We start from the raw sequence: 17,859 nt of genomic DNA, 5'->3' as shown, positions 1-17,859 counted from the left end.
TCATGGTGCGGCAAGTGAGGTCCGCAGCGGCGGCGCGTGCCGCTGGAGACGCCGATCGGCTCCGACGTCACGTGGTTGTCGGGAGGGGGCGCACACGACATGGCTGGAAACGGTGACCGTGCTGAGGCGTGGACCTCGACGCTCCGCGAACAGCAGTCCGGGTTGGACCTCGGCGCCGAGCTCGGCCCCGCCGATCCCGTCGTCTACACGATGCGCAAGCCCATCCCTGAGCCGATGCCGACGGACCAGCACGGTCCGGCCCGGATCATCGCGATGGCGAACCAGAAGGGCGGGGTCGGCAAGACCACGACCACGATCAACCTCGGCGCGGCGCTGGCCGAGTACGGCCGCCGGGTGCTGCTGGTCGACTTCGACCCCCAGGGGGCGCTCTCGGTGGGGCTGGGCGTCAACCCGCACAACCTCGACCTGTCGGTCTACAACCTGCTGATGCAGGACGACGTCACCGTCGAGGACGTGGTGATCAAGACCGACGTGGCCGGGCTGCACCTGCTTCCGGCCAACATCGACCTGTCGGCGGCGGAGATCCAGCTGGTCAACGAGGTCGCGCGGGAGATGGCGCTGGCCCGGGTGCTGAAGTCGGTGCGCCGGGAGTACGACTACATCCTGATCGACTGCCAGCCGTCGCTCGGGCTGCTCGCGATCAACGCGCTGACCGTCGCGCACGGCGTGCTGATCCCGCTGGAGTGCGAGTTCTTCAGCCTGCGCGGCGTGGCGCTGCTGCTGGACACCATCGACAAGGTCCGGGAGCGCCTCAACTTCGATCTCGAGCTCGAGGGCATCCTCGCCACCATGTACGACAGCCGCACCACGCACTGCCGGCAGGTGCTGCAGCGGGTGGTCGAGGCGTTCGGCGACAAGGTCTACCAGACGGTCATCACCAAGACCGTCAAGTTCCCGGAGTCGACGGTGGCGGGCGCCCCGATCACCACGCTCGACCCGGCCTCCTCGGGCGCCCGCAACTACCGCCAGCTCGCGCGGGAAGTGATCGCCGCCCAGGCGGAGCGGTAGCGCCCGGCGCGGCACGGCCGGCGGCGGCCGTCGCGGGGCCGTCGTGAGTGAGGTAACGGCCCGCGCGGCCTGCGGGACGCGGGCGGGTCCGTGCACTACGGTCAGCGCGTGACCGTCCCGCCCCCGACTGAAGCCGCTCCCGCGCAGACCGACCGGCCGCCCGCCGCCGTCGAGCCGCCGGCCGGGCAGGGCGAACCGGGCACGGCGGACAGCGACGGCGACACCGGCACGGCGCCCGCCCAAGCCGCCGCCGCCTCCGACGAGGCTGCCGCGGCGGGGGAGCAGTCGTCGAAGTTCACCGTCCGGCTCGCGAACTTCACCGGCCCGTTCGACCTGCTGCTGCAGCTGATCGGCAAGCACAAGCTCGACGTCACCGAGGTCGCGCTGCACCGGGTCACCGACGAGTTCATCGCCTACATCCGGGCGATGGGCGACGACTGGGACCTGGACGAGGCCAGCGAGTTCCTGCTGATCGCCGCGACCCTGCTCGACCTCAAGGCGGCCCGGCTGCTGCCCGCCGCCGACGTCGAGAACGAGGAGGACCTGGCGCTGCTGGAGGCGCGCGACCTGCTCTTCGCCCGGCTGCTGCAGTACAAGGCGTTCAAGGAGGCCGCCGCGCACATCGCCGAGCTGGAGGCGGTGGGGTCGCGACGCTACCCGCGGGCGGTGTCGCTGGAGCCGCGCTACGCCGAGGCGCTGCCCGACCTGGTGCTCGGCATCGGCCCGCAGCGGCTGCTCAAACTCGCGGTCAAGGCGTTCACCCCGAAGTCGGCGCCGCCGGAGGTGTCGATCGCCCACGTGCACATGGTGCGGGTCAGCGTCCGCGAGCACGCCGCCGTGCTGCGCGACCGGCTGCGCGAGATGGGCACCGCGACGTTCACGACGCTCTGCCTCGACACCGAATCCACCCTCGAGGTGGTCGCCCGGTTCCTGGCGCTGCTGGAGCTGTACCGGGAGGGGCTGGTCGGCTTCGACCAGGCGCAGGCGCTGGGGGAGCTGACGGTGCGTTGGACCGGCGGTGACAGCAGCGGCGGCGAGTTGGCCATCGACGAGTACGCGGGATCCCCGCCCGACCCGGCCACCGAGGCCGAGGCCGACCCGGTGACCGCGGCCGACCCGGTGACCGCGGCCGACCCGGCGACCGTGGCCGCGCCCGACCCGGGGATCGCGGCGGAACCCGACCCGGCGACCGCGGACGGACCGGAGCGCGTTACCGCGGCCGGCCCGACCGCGGACGGACCGGAGCGCGTTACCGCGGCCGGCCCGTCCGGTCCCGGCGACAGGGACGCGACCGCGGGTGCGGGTGGGGCGGCGGGCGCCGCGCGCGGCGACGATGCTGAGGGCGGGAACGGCCCCGCCGACGACACCGACAAGGAGGTGGGATCGTGAGCGACGAGCAGCGGGATTCCCTCGCCGAACAGGCCGCGGCCTGGGTGCCGCCGTGGGAGCGTACGGCGCCGACCCCACCGCAGCGCGCGGAGAGCGACGCGGAGCCCCCGGCGCGTCCCGAGCCCGCAGCCAGCCCGCTGCCGGTCGATGGCGCAGCCAGCCCGCCGGCCGCCGAGGCCGCAGCCGGCCCGCCGGCCGCCGAGGCCGCAGCCGGCCCGCGCGCCGTCGAGCACGCCGAGTCGGGCGAGGCTTCGCCGGTGGCCGAAGGGCCGGCCGCGGCGACCCCGGAGTCGGTGGCGGTCGCGGAGACCGACGTGGCCGCGGAGACCGGCGTGGCCGCGGAGACCGGCGTGGCCGCGGAGAGCGCAGCGGAGCCGGAGGCGCCCGCCGAGACGACGCTGCCGCAGCCGCGTACCCCGGAAGAGGCCGTGTCACCGCCGACCGTGACCGCGCCCGCGCAGCCCGCGCCGCGCGGACCGGCCGCGCCGGATTCGCTGATCGACGACGCGGAGCTGCGCGGCGCGCTGGAGGCGATCCTGCTGGTCGTCGACGAGCCGGTCGCCGAGATCATGTTGGCCCAGGTGCTGGAGCAGCCGATCGAGCGGGTCGCGGCGATGCTGCGAACCATCGCCGACGGCTACACCGCCGCCGGGTACGGCTTCGAGCTGCGCCGGGCGGCGGGTGGCTGGCGCCTCTACACGCGCCCGCAATACGCTTCGTACGTCGAGCGGTTCGTGCTCGACGGCCAGTCGGTGCGGCTGACCCAGGCGGCGCTGGAGACCCTGGCGGTGGTTGCCTACAAGCAACCGGTGACACGGTCACGGATCTCGGCGATCCGGGGCGTCAACTGCGACGGGGTGATCCGTACGCTGGTGACCCGCGGGCTGGTCGAGGAGTGCGGCACGGAGCCGGAGACCGGCGCGTTCCTCTACCGCACGACCACCCTGTTCCTGGAAAAACTGGGGTTGAACACGGTCGACGAGCTGCCCCCGCTCGCGCCGTTCCTCCCCGACGACGTGGAAGAGATCGCCGATGCCCACCGATGACAACGCCGAACGCCTGCAGAAGATCCTGGCCGGAGCCGGGGTCGGCTCGCGGCGCGCCTGCGAGGATCTGATCTTCCGCGGGCGGGTGACCGTGAACGGCCGGGTGGCGCAGCTGGGCGACAAGGTCGACCCGGACACCGCCGAGATCTACGTCGACGGCGAGCGCGTGATCGTCGACCGCAACCTGGTCTACCTGGCGATGAACAAGCCGCGCGGCGTGGTCTCGACGATGGCCGACGAGAAGGGCCGGGCCGCGCTGTCGGACTTCCTGGGCCGGGTGGAGGAGCGGGTCTACCACGTGGGGCGGCTCGACGCCGACAGCGAGGGGCTGCTGCTGCTCACCAACGACGGCGACCTGGCGCACCGGCTGATGCACCCGTCGTACGGGGTGCCGAAGACCTATCTGTGCGAGGTGGCCGGTCCGCTGCCGCGTCGGGTGGGCCGCGACCTGCAGGCCGGGGTGGAGCTGGAGGACGGACCGGTGAAGGTCGACTCGTTCCGGCTGGTCGACACGCTCGGCAAGACCGCGCAGGTCGAGGTCGTGCTGCACGAGGGGCGCAAGCACATCGTGCGGCGGATGTTCGACGCGGTCGGGCACCCGGTCACCCGGCTGGTGCGTACCGCGATCGGCCCGATCCGCCTCGGGGACCTGCGCCCCGGACGGACCCGGGTGCTGACCAACTCCGAGATCGCCGCGCTGTTCAAGCGGACCGCGGGCTGATCCGGGCGCTGGCGACCACGGTCGCCAGCAGCCCGGCCGCGATCAGCCCCGCGCCGAGCGCGGCCGGCCCGCTCAGCGCCTCGCCGAGCAGCAGCACGCCCAGCAGCGTCGCGGTCAGCGGTTCGGTCAGGGTCAGGGTGGTCGCGACCGCGGGCGCGGTCGCGGCGACGCCCCGGATCCAGATCAGGTACGGCAGCACGGTCGCGCCGATCGCCAGCACACCGACCACCCGCAGCCCGTCGGGGTCGAGCAGCCAGCCGGCCGCCGGTACGGACGCGACCGGGGCGAGCAGCACCGCCGCCCCGGCGAACAGCGCCGCCAGCACCGGCAGCGGCGGCACCCCGGCGTCGAGCAGTCGTCGACTGCACCAGGTGTACCCGGCGTAGGCGGCGCCGGCGCCGAGGCCGGCGGCGACGCCGAGCGGGCGCAGCTGCCCGGTGGCGGCGGGCGCCACCAGCAGCACGAGCCCGACCAGCGCCACCGCGGTGGCGGCCATCCAGGCCCGGGTGGGGCGGGCGCCCAGCGCCGCGCCGAGCAGACCGGCGAGGATCGGCGCCGAGCCGATCGCGGTCAGGGTGCCGATCGCCACCCCGGTCTCCCGGGTCGCCACGAAGAAACACCCCTGGTAGGCGGCCATGCAGGCGGCGCCGACCAGCACGGCCGCGCGGGCGGCGGGGGCTAACAGCGGGCGTACGGCCCGTCGGCCGTGCCGCAGCGCGGCCAGCATCACCAGGAGCAGTCCGGCGACCGCGACCCGCGCGGCGCCGAGCCCCAGCGCAGAGCCGGGGTACGCGCTGAGCGCCTGCAGCGTGCCGGTGGTGCCCCACAGGACCGCGGCGAACGTGACGAGCAGGGCCCCGGTGGCGGCGGACGGTAGCGGCATGATCGCTGATCATGGGGGCGGTCGTGGGTGCGCGTCAACGTGGGTGGTCCGCACAGCGGCAGCCGAGGCGGTCTTAGCGCGGCGTGCGGGGCTCTCCTGGACGCCGTTTCCGGCCGCCCACCGGCGCGCCGCGTGTGGGCGTGCCGGTGGCCGGGATCTCGGGCGGGCGGTGGCGGGCGCGGACCAGTTCGGGCGACCGGGCATGATGGATGCCGGAAGCGGGCACGCTCTGCCCGGGGTGACACGCCGCGCACGGTGCCAACGGGCCCGCGGCGCCCCCGGCGCGGCGCATCGGCAAGGAGGAACGGTGGCGGAAAAGGTACCGACCGGGCGAATCGTGGTGGCCGTGGACGGCCCGTCCGGTTCGGGCAAGTCCACCGTCTCGCGTCGGCTGGCGGCGGCCCTGGACGCCCGCTACCTCGACACCGGCGCCATGTACCGCGCCGTGACCTGGGCCGTGCTGAGCTCGGGTGTCGACCCGACCGACACCGACGCCGTGGCGAAGATCGCCGGCGAGATCGAGCTGACCATCGGCACGGACCCCACCGCCCCGCACATCGCCGCCGACGGCACGCTGTTGGACGCCGAGATTCGCGGCCCGCGGGTCACCGCCGCCGTCTCGGCGGTCGCCGCCGTGCCCGCGGTCCGGCAGACGCTGGTGGCGATGCAGCGCGGCATCATCGCCGCCGCCGAGCGGATCGTGGTCGAGGGTCGCGACATCGGCACCGTGGTCGCCTCCGACGCCGAGCTCAAGGTCTACCTGACCGCCTCGGCCGACGCCCGCGCGCGCCGCCGCAGCGCCGAGTACGCCACCGACGTCAGCGCCACCGCCGCCGACCTGGCCCGCCGGGACCGCCTCGACTCCACCCGCCCGGTCGACCCGCTGCAGCAGGCGCCCGACGCGGTCGTGCTGGACACCACCGAAATGGGTATCGACGAGGCGGTCGAGCGGCTGCGCGACCTGCTGCAGGGGCGGGTCGGGGCATGACCGGACCGGTCACGACGCCGGCGTCGGGCGGCGCGGAAGCGTCGTCGGGCGGCACGAGGTCGCCGCGGTGCGGCACGACGCCGTCGCGCGGCACGAGGTCGCCGCGGGGCGGCACGACGCCGTCGGGCGGCACGATGCCGTCGGGCGGCACGAACAGGAGCGGGGGAACGGCATGAGCGCCGATGGTGGCTGGACCGAGCTGCGGGAGCCGACCGACGACGTGGTGGAGCCGGCCGGTCCCGCTCCGATCGTGGCGGTGGTGGGCCGCCCCAACGTCGGCAAGTCGACGCTGGTCAACCGGATCATCGGTCGCCGCCAGGCGGTCGTCGAGGACATCCCCGGCGTGACCCGGGACCGGGTGCCGTACGACGCGCAGTGGTCGGGGCGGCGCTTCACGGTGGTCGACACCGGTGGCTGGGAGCCCGACGCCAAGGACCGCGCCGCGGCGATCGCCAACCAGGCCGAGATCGCCGTCGGCACCGCCGACGTCGTGCTGTTCGTCGTCGACGCCACCGTCGGCTCCACCGACGTCGACGAGGCGGCCGTGAAGATGCTGCGCCGCAGCGCGAAGCCGGTGCTGCTGGTGGCGAACAAGGCCGACAACGCGAACATCGAGCTCGAGGCGACCTCGCTGTGGTCGCTCGGGCTCGGTGAGCCGATGCCGGTATCCGCGCTGCACGGGCGCGGCTCCGGCGACCTGCTCGACGCGATCCTCGAGGCACTGCCGGACGCACCGCGGATCGTCGAGACCGGCCCGCGCGGCCCGCGCCGGGTCGCGCTGGTCGGCCGTCCCAACGTCGGCAAGTCCAGCCTGCTCAACCGGCTGGCCCGGGAGGAACGCTCGGTGGTCGACTCGGTCGCCGGCACCACCGTCGACCCGGTCGACAGCCTGGTGCAGATCGGCGGCGAGACCTGGCAGCTCGTCGACACCGCCGGGCTGCGCAAGCGGGTCGGCAAGGCCAGCGGCACCGAGTACTACGCCAGCCTGCGTACCGCCGCGGCGATCGAGGCGGCCGAGGTCGCCGTCGTGCTGCTCGACGCCAGCGAGGTCATCAGCGAGCAGGACCAGCGGATCCTGTCGATGGTGATCGAGGCCGGTCGCGCGACGGTGATCGCCTTCAACAAGTGGGACCTGGTCGACGCGGACCGGCGCCACTACCTGAACAAGGAGATCGAGCGGGAACTCAAGCGCATCCCGTGGGCGCTGCGGGTCAACATCTCGGCCATGACCGGCCGGGCGGTGGAGAAGCTCGCCCCGGCGCTGCGTACGGCGCTGGCCAGCTGGGAGAAGCGCATCCCCACCGGCCAGCTCAACCAGTGGCTCACCGCGCTGGTGCAGGCCACCCCGCACCCGGTGCGCGGCGGACGGGCGCCGAAGATCCTGTTCGCCACGCAGGCGGGTGTGGCGCCGCCGCGGTTCGTGCTGTTCACCACCGCGCCGCTGGACGCCGGCTACCAGCGCTTCATCGAGCGCAAACTCCGCGAGGAGTTCGGCTACGAGGGCAGCCCGATCGACATCAACGTCCGCCCACGCAAGAACCTCGGTCCGGGTGGCCGCGGCAAGGCCCACGGCTGAGCCTCAACCCACCCTCCTAGGATGCTTTAGGGGGTGTGGCGGGCGGCACCCGGTGAGGGGTGTGCGCAGGACGGGGAACCTGTGCGCTACGCTGTACCGGCTGCCGCGGGCAACCGCCGGGAGCATCGGGACGTGGCGCAGTTTGGTAGCGCACTTGACTGGGGGTCAAGGGGTCGTCGGTTCAAATCCGGCCGTCCCGACAACGTGAAATAGCAGGTCAGAGGGCTGGTCCGAAACGTCGGGCCGCCCTTTCTGGCTTCCTGGGGACCACGCCGGTCAAGTGCGCCGTCTGGTAGCGCTCCTTGGCCGCTGGTCAAGCCATGTAGCGCCAGCTGTTACCTGCCGAATTGTTCTCTTCGCTCGTCAAGGTGGCCCGCGAACGGGCCGCGCCGCCCGGCCCCCGCCGATGCCGACCTCCGGCCGGCATCGGCCGGGCCGGCCGGCCACGCTGACGGGACACAAGAACTCCGCATCTGGTCCGCAAGAGGTCGATGGACGGCGGGGGAGCGGTGTGAGATGTCGAGACGTGTTTCCGCTGCTAGGCCCCATGCGCCCAGCTCGCCGGGCCGCCCATCTTGATCTCATAATCCCTCGGTCACCACACCGAGCCTTGACAACCACCATTGAGACTCGTGGGAATGCCCCTCCACCTGGCCCCCGTCCGGGGAGGCTGGACGGTCTGGTGACTGTCCGACGAGGAGATCCGCCGATTCCGGGGATGCTTCGCAACGTGGATACTCGGCGAATGCGCGAAGAGGAAGTCTTCCAGGCGATTGCCGATCGCGTGGCTGCTCTCGACTACAGCGACGAAGTCTTCGTCCGCCCTGGCTACCTGGATGCGGATGGCGGCTGGGTACTGACGCCTTCTGCCGATGATGTTCGATGGCTAGAGGAGCGTGGGTCACAGACGCACCTTGCAGCCGGGGCGGTCGGAGCGGTTGACCCGCTGCCGCCGCTCGAACCTGCCTGCGCCGAGGCCGTGGCAGGGGCCGAACGACTGCTCGGCCATCCGTTACCTCCATTGCTGCGTCGCCTCTACCTTGAGGTGGCCAACGGCGGCTTCGGTCCGGGCGTACTAGGTGTCGCTGGCGGTTACACGGACGACCTGGAGAGAACGGCAGTCGATCGGCTGGATCCACGAGAGCCCTCAGGCCTTTTTCCTGTCGCCTATTGGGGATGCGCGATCTACTCGTACGTCGACTGTTCCGAGCCATCGGCGATGATGTGGGGCTTCGATCCGAACTCGGGTCTGGCCGGGAGGTCGTTCTTCCCCGAGGGGATCTCTCTCACCGAATGGCTCAGCCGGTGGCTGGAGGGGCGGCTCCGCCAGCCAATGCTCGTCAAGGATCCGCAGACGCGTGTATGGCGTGGCGCAACCGATGCTGAGCATGAAGCCCAAGCTCGTGAAGTCGCCGAGCTAGTGGGCCGGATCAACGGCGCGCTGGCGGACGCGAAGCCCGAAAGGAAGGGCGCCGCAGATAGCGCCGTTGCCCACGGTGATCCCCGGTAGTCACCTCGACCCTTATTGCGAGCCATCTCCCGCGAGACGGTGCCACACGGCCTTGCCGAGCCTGCCCGCTATCGCGGTGAACGACTCACCGCCCGCACGCCGAGACTGATCTCCTCCCGATCGGCCAAGGTCAGCCTTCCCGGCCCAGGCTCCCACGGATCTGATCGCCCCGGCCGCTCCGAATCACGCCGCACCACCGCCCGGACAACCTCATGGGAACAGCCGACCTGCCGGCCGATTTCCCGCAACGACAGACCTCGCGCGCTCAGCCGTCGCGCCAACTGCCGTTGTTCCACCGTCAGATGAGCCGTCATCAACGTCTCCCTTATAGATCAACGAAATTCTCGCTGACCCACCGGGACCGATGCGCGGACCGCTTGAACCCGCCCGTTTTGGTTTCACCTGTTGCTGGACAGGTGGCCTAGGAAACGTGGGTTGAGTTGTTGAGCGGCTACTCGTAGCCGGTGGCCATGACGAGGACCTCGGCGATCAGCTTCCAGGTCGGCTGGTCGGGCATGCGCTCACCGCGGTTGGCGTGCAGCGGGGGCAGCGCGTCGAAGCTGGCGGCGAGGGCGTCGAGGAATCGTTCCAGGGTGCCGTTCTCCCACGCGTCGGGGTGGGCGCGCAGATCGTGGAGCATCCGCTCGACGATGTGGGCGACGTCGGCGTGCGAGGCGACCCGGTCCAGGTCGGTGGCGGAGATGTCGGCGGACCGGCCGGTCTCGTAGGCATTCATTTGATCATCGTGCCCTCCTGCGGGCTCGGCTCAACGGTGCGGGGTCGGTGGGCCTTAATCCAGAGCACCGGACGGAGACAGCAAGATTAGAAAGTCACGCCGCACCCTCGCGCTACCAGCCCGGCGCAGCTCACACACCGCCCCCTCCACCACCGGCGACACCTGATGCGGACACGCGTCCGGGCGCATCACCCGAGGCCAGACACGCCGGCTGCCGGTCATGTCGGGCTCCACTTGATGCGTGACGGATTGAGGTCAAATGATGGGCGGCATGTCCGGCTAGACGATCTTGCACGTGTCGGTTAGGGCATCGATACGTCGCGCGGCCAATCTCCGAGGTGCGGGAACTGGCGTAGGTAGCGCTCGCATCTCGTGGCGAATTCGCCCTGGTCACGTGGCAGGCGAGTCACCTTGACGACGTGGCGTGGGTCTGTGTGGCCGGGTCGCAGCATCTGAATCTGTTCGTCGATAAACTCTCCGCCCCCGAGGTCGGCGACGGCCAGCGCCATGGCCGTCGCTACGACAACACCCACACACGTGCGGTAGGGGCTAAAGAGGGCCTTGACCTCGCCGCCGGCCTCTGGAGCATGGTCGATGACCATCAGCCAGACCCCGTCATTGCAGCCCGAGATATCGATCTCATAGTGGATCGAGCCAAGCGAACCGTTGGACTCGGGGGTGATGGGGTCACCGATGCTGGTCGACAGCAGTTCCACGCCACCAAGCCGCCGGCCGACAGCGATGCGACGCCCCTGCTCGTAACGTCGGTCAACGACCACGCTCAGCTCGGGTGTCGCGTCCACGCCGAGAAGCTCCGCCAGGGTGCTCCGTGCGGCGGTCAACACGGCAGCGAGCGGAACGGGTCTTAGCAACGACGCCTCAAGGTCGATCGACACGGAGAAACCGTAGCGCCCCGTCCGCGCCGGGCCTGCCAATGCCGTCACGCATCAAGTGGAGCCACGGTGTCACCCATCAACCGGAGTACGACAGGCCGACTGCCGGCATGCCTGGTCTCGCATGATGGTTGACGAAACGGCGTCGCAGGATGCTTGACGCCAGGTCGAGATCGAATAGTGCTGGTGCGTTGCTGGTAGGTGTTATGGCTCGGGTGTGGCGCGCGCGTCGGTGAGGTTGCGCTCGAGTTCGCCTGGCAGAAGTTGCCAGGAGGTGTAGGTCCGGGTGTGGAAGGCTGGATCGCCTGGACGGGCGATGGTTCGTCCAGCGCGGTGGAATCCGGCAGCGTCATAGTTCGTGCGCTTGAAGACGGCGACCCGCCAGCTGGCGTTGGCCCAGGGCGGCAGGGGACTCCCGTCCAGGCGGAATGGCGTTTCGGGCTTGTCGGCAAGGGTGTCGAGTTCCGGTTGGGATGGCATGCGAGTGCCGGTGAAGTCGAGGGCGACGAGGACCGGCGCGATGGAGTGCCGTTCGTCGTCGATGCGGGCTACTCGCAACAGCGCCATGCTGCCGTTTGCAGCGCGGTAGCTGAGAACATCACCGGGTTGGAGGTCAGTGGCGTGCCGGCTGGGCCGGCGCACCTTCTTGCGCTGCGGCTGGGGGCCGGTCAGCTGTGCACGCGCCTTTTCGAGGACGTCGTGGCGCTTGGCGGCAAGGCGAGGTTTGTCCGACCACCTCGCGAGGTCGGCCCCGCTGTCAATCGCGGCGATTGCGCGGTCGCGGACGGTGGGGTGGAGGCGACCGAGCTTGGATTGGGTGACGGCCAAGGCCAGCCAGACTGATGTCGCCTCGTCCGGGTCGTCGAGGGCGTCGGCGTAGGAGTCGAGCATGCGTTGCGTGGCCTCGTCGTCGTCCACGCCGTCTTCGAGCATCTCGCGGTATTCATCGCGCACGTCGCATGCCGTGTCGTCGGAGAACAGGCCAGGCCCCCAGGCGCCCATGTCACCTTCCCTGCGTTCATGTTTCCGGGCCTGGTTAACCTGCCACAGGTTCTGCCCGCCGTCACCTGGGACTGCGAGGGCTGATTCCTGAGACTGCGCCCGGGGTGATCTGGTGCTTCGCCTTTGTGCGGTTTAGGTCAGTCGCGCTGCGGCGGGGGACGGCTTTGATCGGGCTGTCAGCGTCGTAGACGGTGATGGTGTGGCTCATCCAAGGCGACGGTGACGAGCTTGCGGGCGTGGACCTTGCCGACTTGGATCTTTTGTCCGGCGACTTGGATGCTGCCGTTGATGGACACGATCGGGGGGAGGCAGGTCGGGCGTCGCGGATGCGGCCGAGTGCGGTGGGTGGGAGTGGGCAGCGAAGGGTGCGGCGCAGCCGACCGGTGTTGTCGATGACGTGCAGGAGGACGCCGTCGACGCGGACCCGGACCCGCTGTCCTGCGAGGGGCATGCCGACGCTGACTTGCCGGCCGGCGATGCTGATGCCGCCGCAGGCGTTGACGATCCGGTCGACCTCGACGGCGGTGGTCTGTGGCTCGGACTGCGGCAGCGGAGGCGGGCCGGCGGGTGCGCCGCCGTCAGCCAGGAGGCGGGCCAGGTCGCGCTGGGACAGCCTGGATGGGCTGGACTTGATCCGGCCGCCGTCGGCGGCCAGGACGTGCAGCCGGTCGGTGTCGACCCAGATCGTGACTGGGGTGCCGGCGAGGGCAGGTCCGAGCCATACCTGCTGCTGGGCGATGGTCAGGTTGCTTGAGGCATATCAGGCGAGCACAGATTCGTGGGTTTCCACGTGCGCGACCGCCTGGGCTGACCACCTTGCTGGTGCGTTGCCGGCCGTCGACGCCGCAACAATCTGGAATGATCTGGTGCCAGGGGAGGACTTCGTCATCGCGCTCCGCGCGCGAATATCATGGCTCCACGGGCAACTCGCACCTCCAGCCCCGATTCACCATGACCTTGTCTCCTCCGCCGCCGGCGTCAGCTGGGTCGCCCGGCTGTACACCGAGGTCGAGGAGAACCTTCCGGTACGAGACTTTCCCAAGTACGCGGGCGGCGGCTTACGGCAGCTGCGTGGGCCGTCGATCAAGGTGTGCCTGCAACAGCGGAACGTCGCGACCTCGGCCGGCTACAACTGGCATTACCTGGCAGCGATGTGGCCACTCATGCACGCCGCGCGAACCGACTGGGTCACCAACCGCGCCCACCCCAAAGCCGCCCACGACAGAGCCGGCCACGACAGAGCCGGCCACCAGCAGATCGTCGCCGCGGGAGTACCCCCATACGTGGGCATCGGCTTCGGTGAAGCGCAGGCCAAAATCGACGGGGCGTGCATGTTCGGAGCCCGCGTCCAGCTGCCACCCACGATCACGCTCGGCGACCTCGCACAAGAACTCTCCACCCTGTCCGGGCTTATCAACGACATGGCCAACGTCGTTCCCCCCGAGGTAGCGCAGTAAGCGTTCGACGTGGCGCGGGCCGCGCCCAACGCGACCGTGAGGAGGCCCGACAGCGGGTGTGCCCCCCCACCCGGGTCGCGGGGATCCGGAACCGCCGACAAAGCCCGCAGCGGCATCATGGCACGACCGTCTACAAAACCGTTCGGTCAGCCGCCCGGGCAGCGGGTGTCACCGCCGCTGTGTTCCACGCAGTGCCCGGGCGGGCCGGGCGTCGTCGCGGCCGGCGCCGGATCGAGATCCCGGCCGGCGAGCACCGCGAACGGGACGGCCGGCACAGCGATCACGACGGTCAGCACCAGGAAAACGACCGCGGTGCGGACCAGCCGCAACTGGTACGCGACGAGCGCGATGACGGCCGGCCCGGCGGTCGCCACCAACGCGGCGACCAGCAGGGCCAAGCTCGCCCGACGCTTGAGGTCCTCGAACTCGCCAGGCTGGTCGCCGTAGCTGACACTCCACTGCTCCAAGCCGATGCCCACCCACCACACGGCCGCCGCGATCAGCCCGCAGACCCAGAGCAGAACCAGGGATCCTACGATCGGGCCACCCCGTCGCCCCGCGCCGACCGTCGTGGGTGTCATGCGGCCCAGCGTAGATGGCACCGGTGCGATCGGGCAGGCTCCGTTGCGTTGAGGGTTGGCAAGATCGAGGCAGACTTGAGCGGTGAGGTGATCGATCCGCGCGCGCTCGTGGCTGCCGCCGAAGTCGGCGTTCGCTGGCCTCCGGTTCCCGGCCGAGGTGATCGTCGTCGCGGTCCGCTGGTACCTGCGGTACAACCTCTCGTACCGTGACGTAGCGGAGCTACTGGTCGAACGCGGCATCGAGGCGATCACGTCACCGTCTATCGATGGGTGCGGCGGTTCACCTCACTGCTGGCCGACGCTGCCCGATTCGTTCGGCAATTACCCGGCGACAGGTGGCACGTCGACGGGACTTACGTGAAGGTCAACGGAGTCTGGCGCTACGTCTAGCGGGCGGTCGACCAGTACGGACAGGTCATCGACGTGTTCATCTCCGCCCGCCGCGACGCCGGTGCGCCCCGCCGGTTCTCTCGTCGAGCACTGTCCACACTGATGGTGACACCCAGCGAGGTGGTCACCGACGCCGCCGCGGTCTACCCCGGCGTGCTCGACGAACTGATGCCGCACGCGTGGCACCACGTTGAGCAGCACGCCAACAACCCGATCGCCGCCGATCACAGTCGCCTCAAGCACCGGCTGAAACCGATGCGCGGGTTACAGACCGATCGGACCGCGCAGGTGATCATCGCCGGACACGCCTTCATGCAGAACCTGCGACGGGGACACTACGAACTCGCCGTCGACGCCCCGCCGACAATGCGGGTCGCCGCGGCGTTCACAGAACTCGCTCAAGCGATCGGACCGCGGCCCGACACCGGCTCAACACGTCCACCGATCCCACAACGCAACAGCGCCACGCGACGTACTCGGCCGCACCCGCGCATGGTTCGACCGGTGGCTCGGATGCCCCCGACGTCCGACCGCCACGACCGTTACGACCGGCACGGCCGATGCGGCTGACCGCGGCAGGCCAGGCCACCCAATTTCAGAAAACAGGGCGGCAAGCCGCTGCAGGCGGTGACTCAGTTGCTGATCGTCGTCGAAGTTCCACAGCAGCTACGCACTCATCTCGGCTACGTCCGGACGTTCTCGCGCTTGGACGCACCGCCGCCGACGGTTGCGGTAGTGACGGGCGCGCCAGCACGCCCGCGCCCTCCCTGCCGCAGATGAATGCGCCCAGTTGTCACGATGCGTGGCGGATTTTACGTATTAGAAGTGGTCAAAGAATCGAGTAAACCAAGTCGCATCGGCCGTCGTGCCGAAGACCCAGCCGTTAGGCCCGTCGTACGGCGTGGCGAGGATGTGCCTGGGCACGATGAGATAACCGAGTCCGACGAGTGCCTGCTCGATGCGTTGACGGTCGTCGGGGTGCAGGTAAGGTGTATGACCGTTCTGACTGGACGGCCCGTAGGTGGCGAGGCCACCAAAATTGCTAACACTCACCTGCAAAGACAGCCGGATCCGTGTGCGCTTCGTGTGACTGCGGCTGGCCTCGGCGGGAATCCAGACGCTGCCGAAACAGGCGGAGTCTTGGGCCAGTCCCGAGTCGCACGAGCAACCATAAGCCTCACTTAACCGCTCTGCGAGCCGGTCAAACCGGCCCTGAGCCGCGGCATGGTCGAAGTCCCGTGGCACCTCCAGACCACCACCTTCACCTCGCGCCACCCGCTCGTTCAACGCCGCAGCCATCGGCTCCGGGATACGCCCCTCCACCATGGCCCGCAGGATCAACTCCGGCCCGATGCCCTCCACTGGCGCAACCGGCTCGTCCAGCGCCCGGAGTACCGACCACCAATCCGCGTCAACCATTGTCACGCGTGCACCGTAACCGCCGAGCCACGGAGCAACCAACTGGTTTGGGCGGAGGCAGCTGGGCACCTGGCACACATCAGGCCCAACAGTTTCCGATGCCCCGTACCCACGCTTAACGGCCAGTCCTTGCCAACACTGGAAAGCGCACTGTCATCGGCACGTCCGCAGCCCACTACCCGTGGATACGGCTGCGCTCAGTAACGCGCGGTCGGCGGCATGAGAGTGTGCCATCCGCGGCCGGTAGCGGTCCGGTTCGGTAGCGAGGGCTGGGTTCCGGCATCCTCATGGCGTGGCAGATCCGGAGCGGTTCCTAAGGTTCGAGCACCAGCACCGCGATGGGCTGCACTCGTATGTCATCCGTGCCGATGAGGCGGATCTGCGTGGGCCGGCGTGGGATGGCTAGGGGCAGGCGTTGCGGGTGACGAAAGCGCCTGACGGGCATCAGAGCACGACGTAGCAATCGGCGTAACCGGTGGCGACCACGTTGTCTGCCGGGATTTGCGTGTCGCAGGCGCTAGACGGCACGCCTAGCGGGATTTGCCTCGTCCTGATGGCGCGACCGGGCACCGCAGTGCACGGCTCACGTGACAAGCTGCCCGGATGAGCGCAGGCACGGACAAGCATCGGTGGGTATTCGACCTCATCCACCCCGATTCAGCCCGCCGCGCCGCAGCGATTGGTCGCCAGCGCGACTTGATGTCGAAGTCGCAGGAAGCGATCCAATGGCAGAACGACGTCTGGCAACGTGCGGGGCGCGAGTTGATGCCGAGCGATCCGGCTCTGCAAGCTGAGATGGACCAGGCCAGGGCCGCCCAGTGGGCTGCCTGGGAGAGCACCCTGTTGGGGCCGGTCTACGCGTTCTGTAGCGCGAGATGGTCAGGCGGGCCGGAGGCCCACAGTCGCTACGCCCCCTATGCGGTGCTGTTTTTGCAGTGGGAGACCCGGTATCCAGACGAGTGGCACCACGCGGCGATCGGCGGGTGGGGCACCAAAAAGGAGGTCTTGCGGCGCTTCATCGCAGCCGGGCCCACACCCGATACTCAAGCTGACCTACTCGAACTCCTGACCGCCGCGATCTACCGCGAGCACCGATGCGAGGACAGCAGATACGCCGCTCTGGCTCGACAGCTCGACGGCCCTTCCCTACGCTGCTGCCTCGCTAGCGCCCAACAGGATCACGACGGCCTAGTGCGCTTGCGCGCTGGCTACATGCAGTGGGTCGTCGACAACGCGACCGCGCCGGTGACGGCAGCCAGCTGGCGTCGCTGGCTCGCTGGTAACAGCGTCGCCTCGCGCAGCCGATGATCCAGGCAGGCCCCGGAAGGCCAGCATGGGCCATCCGTGGGCCAGAAACCGTGGCGCACAGCGGGCACGAGCGGGCATGAGACGCAACGGACCGGCCGCCGCCCGCAGTCGTTTCGGGCATCGCGACCGCCTGAGCGCACTCTTCCAAACTGACGGTGCGCGTCGCACGCGATGGTCTGCCGGTCGTTCCCGTAACAGCGTGAGGTGGGTGACTATCTGAGTGACGACGGGTACGAGCGGTGGAGGACGTCCACGGACTCTGGTGGACGGTTGCCGCAGTTTGATGCCCGTTGCGATGCAGGTCAGCGAGCCGTGTTGGTTGCCTGGGGGTCAAGGGGTCGTCGGTTCAAATCCGGCCGTCCCGACGCAGGTCAAAGGCCATCTGGAATCTTCCAGGTGGCCTTTTCTGTTCTTGTACAGCAGGGAAGTCTTGTACAGCAGGGAAGTACAGCAACGGCTCATCGGCCGATGCTCTGAGCCCCGTCCGCACTCCGGGAGAGTCATGACAAGTCGATTCACCGAGTTGGCCGTTGATTGCCGCGACCCGGAGAGGCTGGCGGCCTTCTGGTGCGAGGTAATGGACTTCAAGGTAATCGACCGGAGCGAGGGCAGGGTCGAGATCGGCTCCTGGGTGCCGACCGTTGAGGATGTTCGGGCCCGCCAGATGCCGCCCACCCTGCTGTTTGTCCAGGTGCCCGAGGGCAAGGCCGTGAAGAACCGGCTCCACCTCGACGTCAGCCCGATCGACGGCAGCACTGAGGACGAGGTGACCAGATTGCTCGGCCTCGGTGCCACCAAGGCGGATGTGGGCCAAGGCTCAGACCGAAACTGGGTGGTCATGGCGGACCCCGAGGGCAACGAGTTCTGCGTCCTACGCACCCTGGCACCGCAGAACTAGACCGCGGGCGGGCACCCCCACCCCGTCACACAC

The 17,859-nt window shown here is 69.8% G+C and carries 18 protein-coding genes, 1 tRNA gene and 1 pseudogene; 13 read left to right on the top strand and 7 right to left on the bottom strand.

Going from position 1 to position 17,859, the window contains the following annotated elements; genetic code table 11:
• The first annotated feature begins 99 nt into the window (after positions 1-99).
• The 4 genes from BLW47_RS23630 to BLW47_RS23615 all read left to right on the top strand — a co-directional run bounded on the left by BLW47_RS23630 (position 100) and on the right by BLW47_RS23615 (position 4,185).
• Positions 100-1,029 carry a ParA family protein gene (locus BLW47_RS23630; protein ID WP_091562641.1) on the top strand — a complete coding sequence of 310 codons (930 nt, stop codon included), beginning with the start codon at positions 100-102 and terminating at the stop codon, positions 1,027-1,029.
• A gap of 108 nt (positions 1,030-1,137) precedes the next feature.
• On the top strand, positions 1,138-2,418 hold the full coding sequence (locus BLW47_RS23625; RefSeq protein WP_091562637.1) for a segregation and condensation protein A: 1,281 nt from the start codon (positions 1,138-1,140) through the stop codon (positions 2,416-2,418).
• Positions 2,415-3,464, top strand: coding sequence for an SMC-Scp complex subunit ScpB (scpB, locus tag BLW47_RS23620; RefSeq protein WP_425435444.1), 1,050 nt, complete (start codon positions 2,415-2,417; stop codon positions 3,462-3,464). Before BLW47_RS23625 ends, scpB begins: the two co-directional genes overlap by 4 nt.
• A complete protein-coding gene (locus BLW47_RS23615) occupies positions 3,451-4,185 on the top strand; it encodes a pseudouridine synthase (protein ID WP_091562554.1) in 735 nt (244 codons plus the stop codon). Before scpB ends, BLW47_RS23615 begins: the two co-directional genes overlap by 14 nt.
• Here the strand turns inward: BLW47_RS23615 and BLW47_RS23610 are convergent.
• Positions 4,166-5,068 (bottom strand): EamA family transporter, encoded by a 903-nt coding sequence (locus tag BLW47_RS23610; RefSeq protein ID WP_091562550.1) that lies wholly within the window; start codon positions 5,066-5,068, stop codon positions 4,166-4,168. The genes BLW47_RS23615 and BLW47_RS23610 overlap by 20 nt on opposite strands.
• Positions 5,069-5,375: 307 nt before the next feature.
• Here BLW47_RS23610 and cmk point away from each other — a divergent pair, with 307 nt between their 5' ends.
• The 4 genes from cmk to BLW47_RS24945 all read left to right on the top strand — a co-directional run bounded on the left by cmk (position 5,376) and on the right by BLW47_RS24945 (position 9,142).
• Positions 5,376-6,056 (top strand): (d)CMP kinase, encoded by a 681-nt coding sequence (gene cmk, locus BLW47_RS23605; protein WP_175543779.1) that lies wholly within the window; start codon positions 5,376-5,378, stop codon positions 6,054-6,056.
• A gap of 172 nt (positions 6,057-6,228) precedes the next feature.
• Positions 6,229-7,632: a ribosome biogenesis GTPase Der gene (der, locus tag BLW47_RS23600; RefSeq protein WP_091562631.1), complete on the top strand. Its 1,404-nt coding sequence runs from the start codon at positions 6,229-6,231 to the stop codon at positions 7,630-7,632.
• A gap of 126 nt (positions 7,633-7,758) precedes the next feature.
• Positions 7,759-7,832, top strand: a tRNA-Pro gene (locus BLW47_RS23595).
• Between the two features lie 545 nt (positions 7,833-8,377).
• Positions 8,378-9,142, top strand: coding sequence for a hypothetical protein (locus BLW47_RS24945; RefSeq protein WP_139307432.1), 765 nt, complete (start codon positions 8,378-8,380; stop codon positions 9,140-9,142).
• 68 nt (positions 9,143-9,210) lie between these two features.
• Here the strand turns inward: BLW47_RS24945 and BLW47_RS26100 are convergent, their stop codons facing one another.
• The 4 genes from BLW47_RS26100 to BLW47_RS23570 form a co-directional block, all read right to left on the bottom strand.
• The gene (locus BLW47_RS26100) at positions 9,211-9,456 is read right to left on the bottom strand and encodes a helix-turn-helix domain-containing protein (protein WP_091562544.1); all 246 of its coding nucleotides are present in this window, start codon (positions 9,454-9,456) and stop codon (positions 9,211-9,213) included.
• 137 nt (positions 9,457-9,593) lie between these two features.
• The gene (locus BLW47_RS23580) at positions 9,594-9,878 is read right to left on the bottom strand and encodes a DUF7660 family protein (protein ID WP_091562540.1); all 285 of its coding nucleotides are present in this window, start codon (positions 9,876-9,878) and stop codon (positions 9,594-9,596) included.
• Positions 9,879-10,180: 302 nt separating this feature from the next.
• Positions 10,181-10,774 carry a hypothetical protein gene (locus BLW47_RS23575; protein ID WP_139307431.1) on the bottom strand — a complete coding sequence of 198 codons (594 nt, stop codon included), beginning with the start codon at positions 10,772-10,774 and terminating at the stop codon, positions 10,181-10,183.
• A gap of 201 nt (positions 10,775-10,975) precedes the next feature.
• Positions 10,976-11,773, bottom strand: coding sequence for a DUF4259 domain-containing protein (locus BLW47_RS23570; RefSeq protein WP_091562533.1), 798 nt, complete (start codon positions 11,771-11,773; stop codon positions 10,976-10,978).
• A 397-nt stretch (positions 11,774-12,170) separates the two neighbouring features.
• Here BLW47_RS23570 and BLW47_RS23565 point away from each other — a divergent pair, with 397 nt between their 5' ends.
• Both BLW47_RS23565 and BLW47_RS23560 read left to right on the top strand, forming a co-directional pair.
• A complete protein-coding gene (locus BLW47_RS23565) occupies positions 12,171-12,527 on the top strand; it encodes a hypothetical protein (RefSeq protein WP_091562532.1) in 357 nt (118 codons plus the stop codon).
• 73 nt (positions 12,528-12,600) lie between these two features.
• Positions 12,601-13,230 (top strand): hypothetical protein, encoded by a 630-nt coding sequence (locus tag BLW47_RS23560; RefSeq protein ID WP_139307430.1) that lies wholly within the window; start codon positions 12,601-12,603, stop codon positions 13,228-13,230.
• A gap of 146 nt (positions 13,231-13,376) precedes the next feature.
• Here BLW47_RS23560 and BLW47_RS23555 read toward each other — a convergent pair whose 3' ends face one another.
• A complete protein-coding gene (locus BLW47_RS23555; protein ID WP_091562525.1) occupies positions 13,377-13,811 on the bottom strand; it encodes a hypothetical protein in 435 nt (144 codons plus the stop codon).
• Positions 13,812-13,923: 112 nt separating this feature from the next.
• Here BLW47_RS23555 and BLW47_RS23550 point away from each other — a divergent pair.
• Positions 13,924-14,609, top strand: a pseudogene (locus BLW47_RS23550) (IS6 family transposase); the annotation flags it as partial.
• Between the two features lie 411 nt (positions 14,610-15,020).
• Here BLW47_RS23550 and BLW47_RS23545 read toward each other — a convergent pair.
• A complete protein-coding gene (locus tag BLW47_RS23545) occupies positions 15,021-15,626 on the bottom strand; it encodes a hypothetical protein (protein ID WP_139307429.1) in 606 nt (201 codons plus the stop codon).
• 597 nt (positions 15,627-16,223) lie between these two features.
• Between BLW47_RS23545 and BLW47_RS23540 the strand changes: the two genes are divergently transcribed.
• Both BLW47_RS23540 and BLW47_RS23535 read left to right on the top strand, forming a co-directional pair.
• Positions 16,224-16,928 carry a hypothetical protein gene (locus BLW47_RS23540; RefSeq protein WP_091562515.1) on the top strand — a complete coding sequence of 235 codons (705 nt, stop codon included), beginning with the start codon at positions 16,224-16,226 and terminating at the stop codon, positions 16,926-16,928.
• Between the two features lie 502 nt (positions 16,929-17,430).
• Positions 17,431-17,826, top strand: coding sequence for a VOC family protein (locus BLW47_RS23535; RefSeq protein ID WP_091562513.1), 396 nt, complete (start codon positions 17,431-17,433; stop codon positions 17,824-17,826).
• Positions 17,827-17,859 lie beyond the last annotated feature (33 nt).

Source organism: Micromonospora pattaloongensis (genome assembly GCF_900107255.1).
In the GTDB taxonomy this organism is placed as follows: Bacteria; Actinomycetota; Actinomycetes; order Mycobacteriales; family Micromonosporaceae; genus Micromonospora_I; species Micromonospora_I pattaloongensis.
The sequence above is the reverse complement of the archived record's forward strand: the minus strand, read 5'-3'. Positions and strand labels throughout refer to the sequence as shown.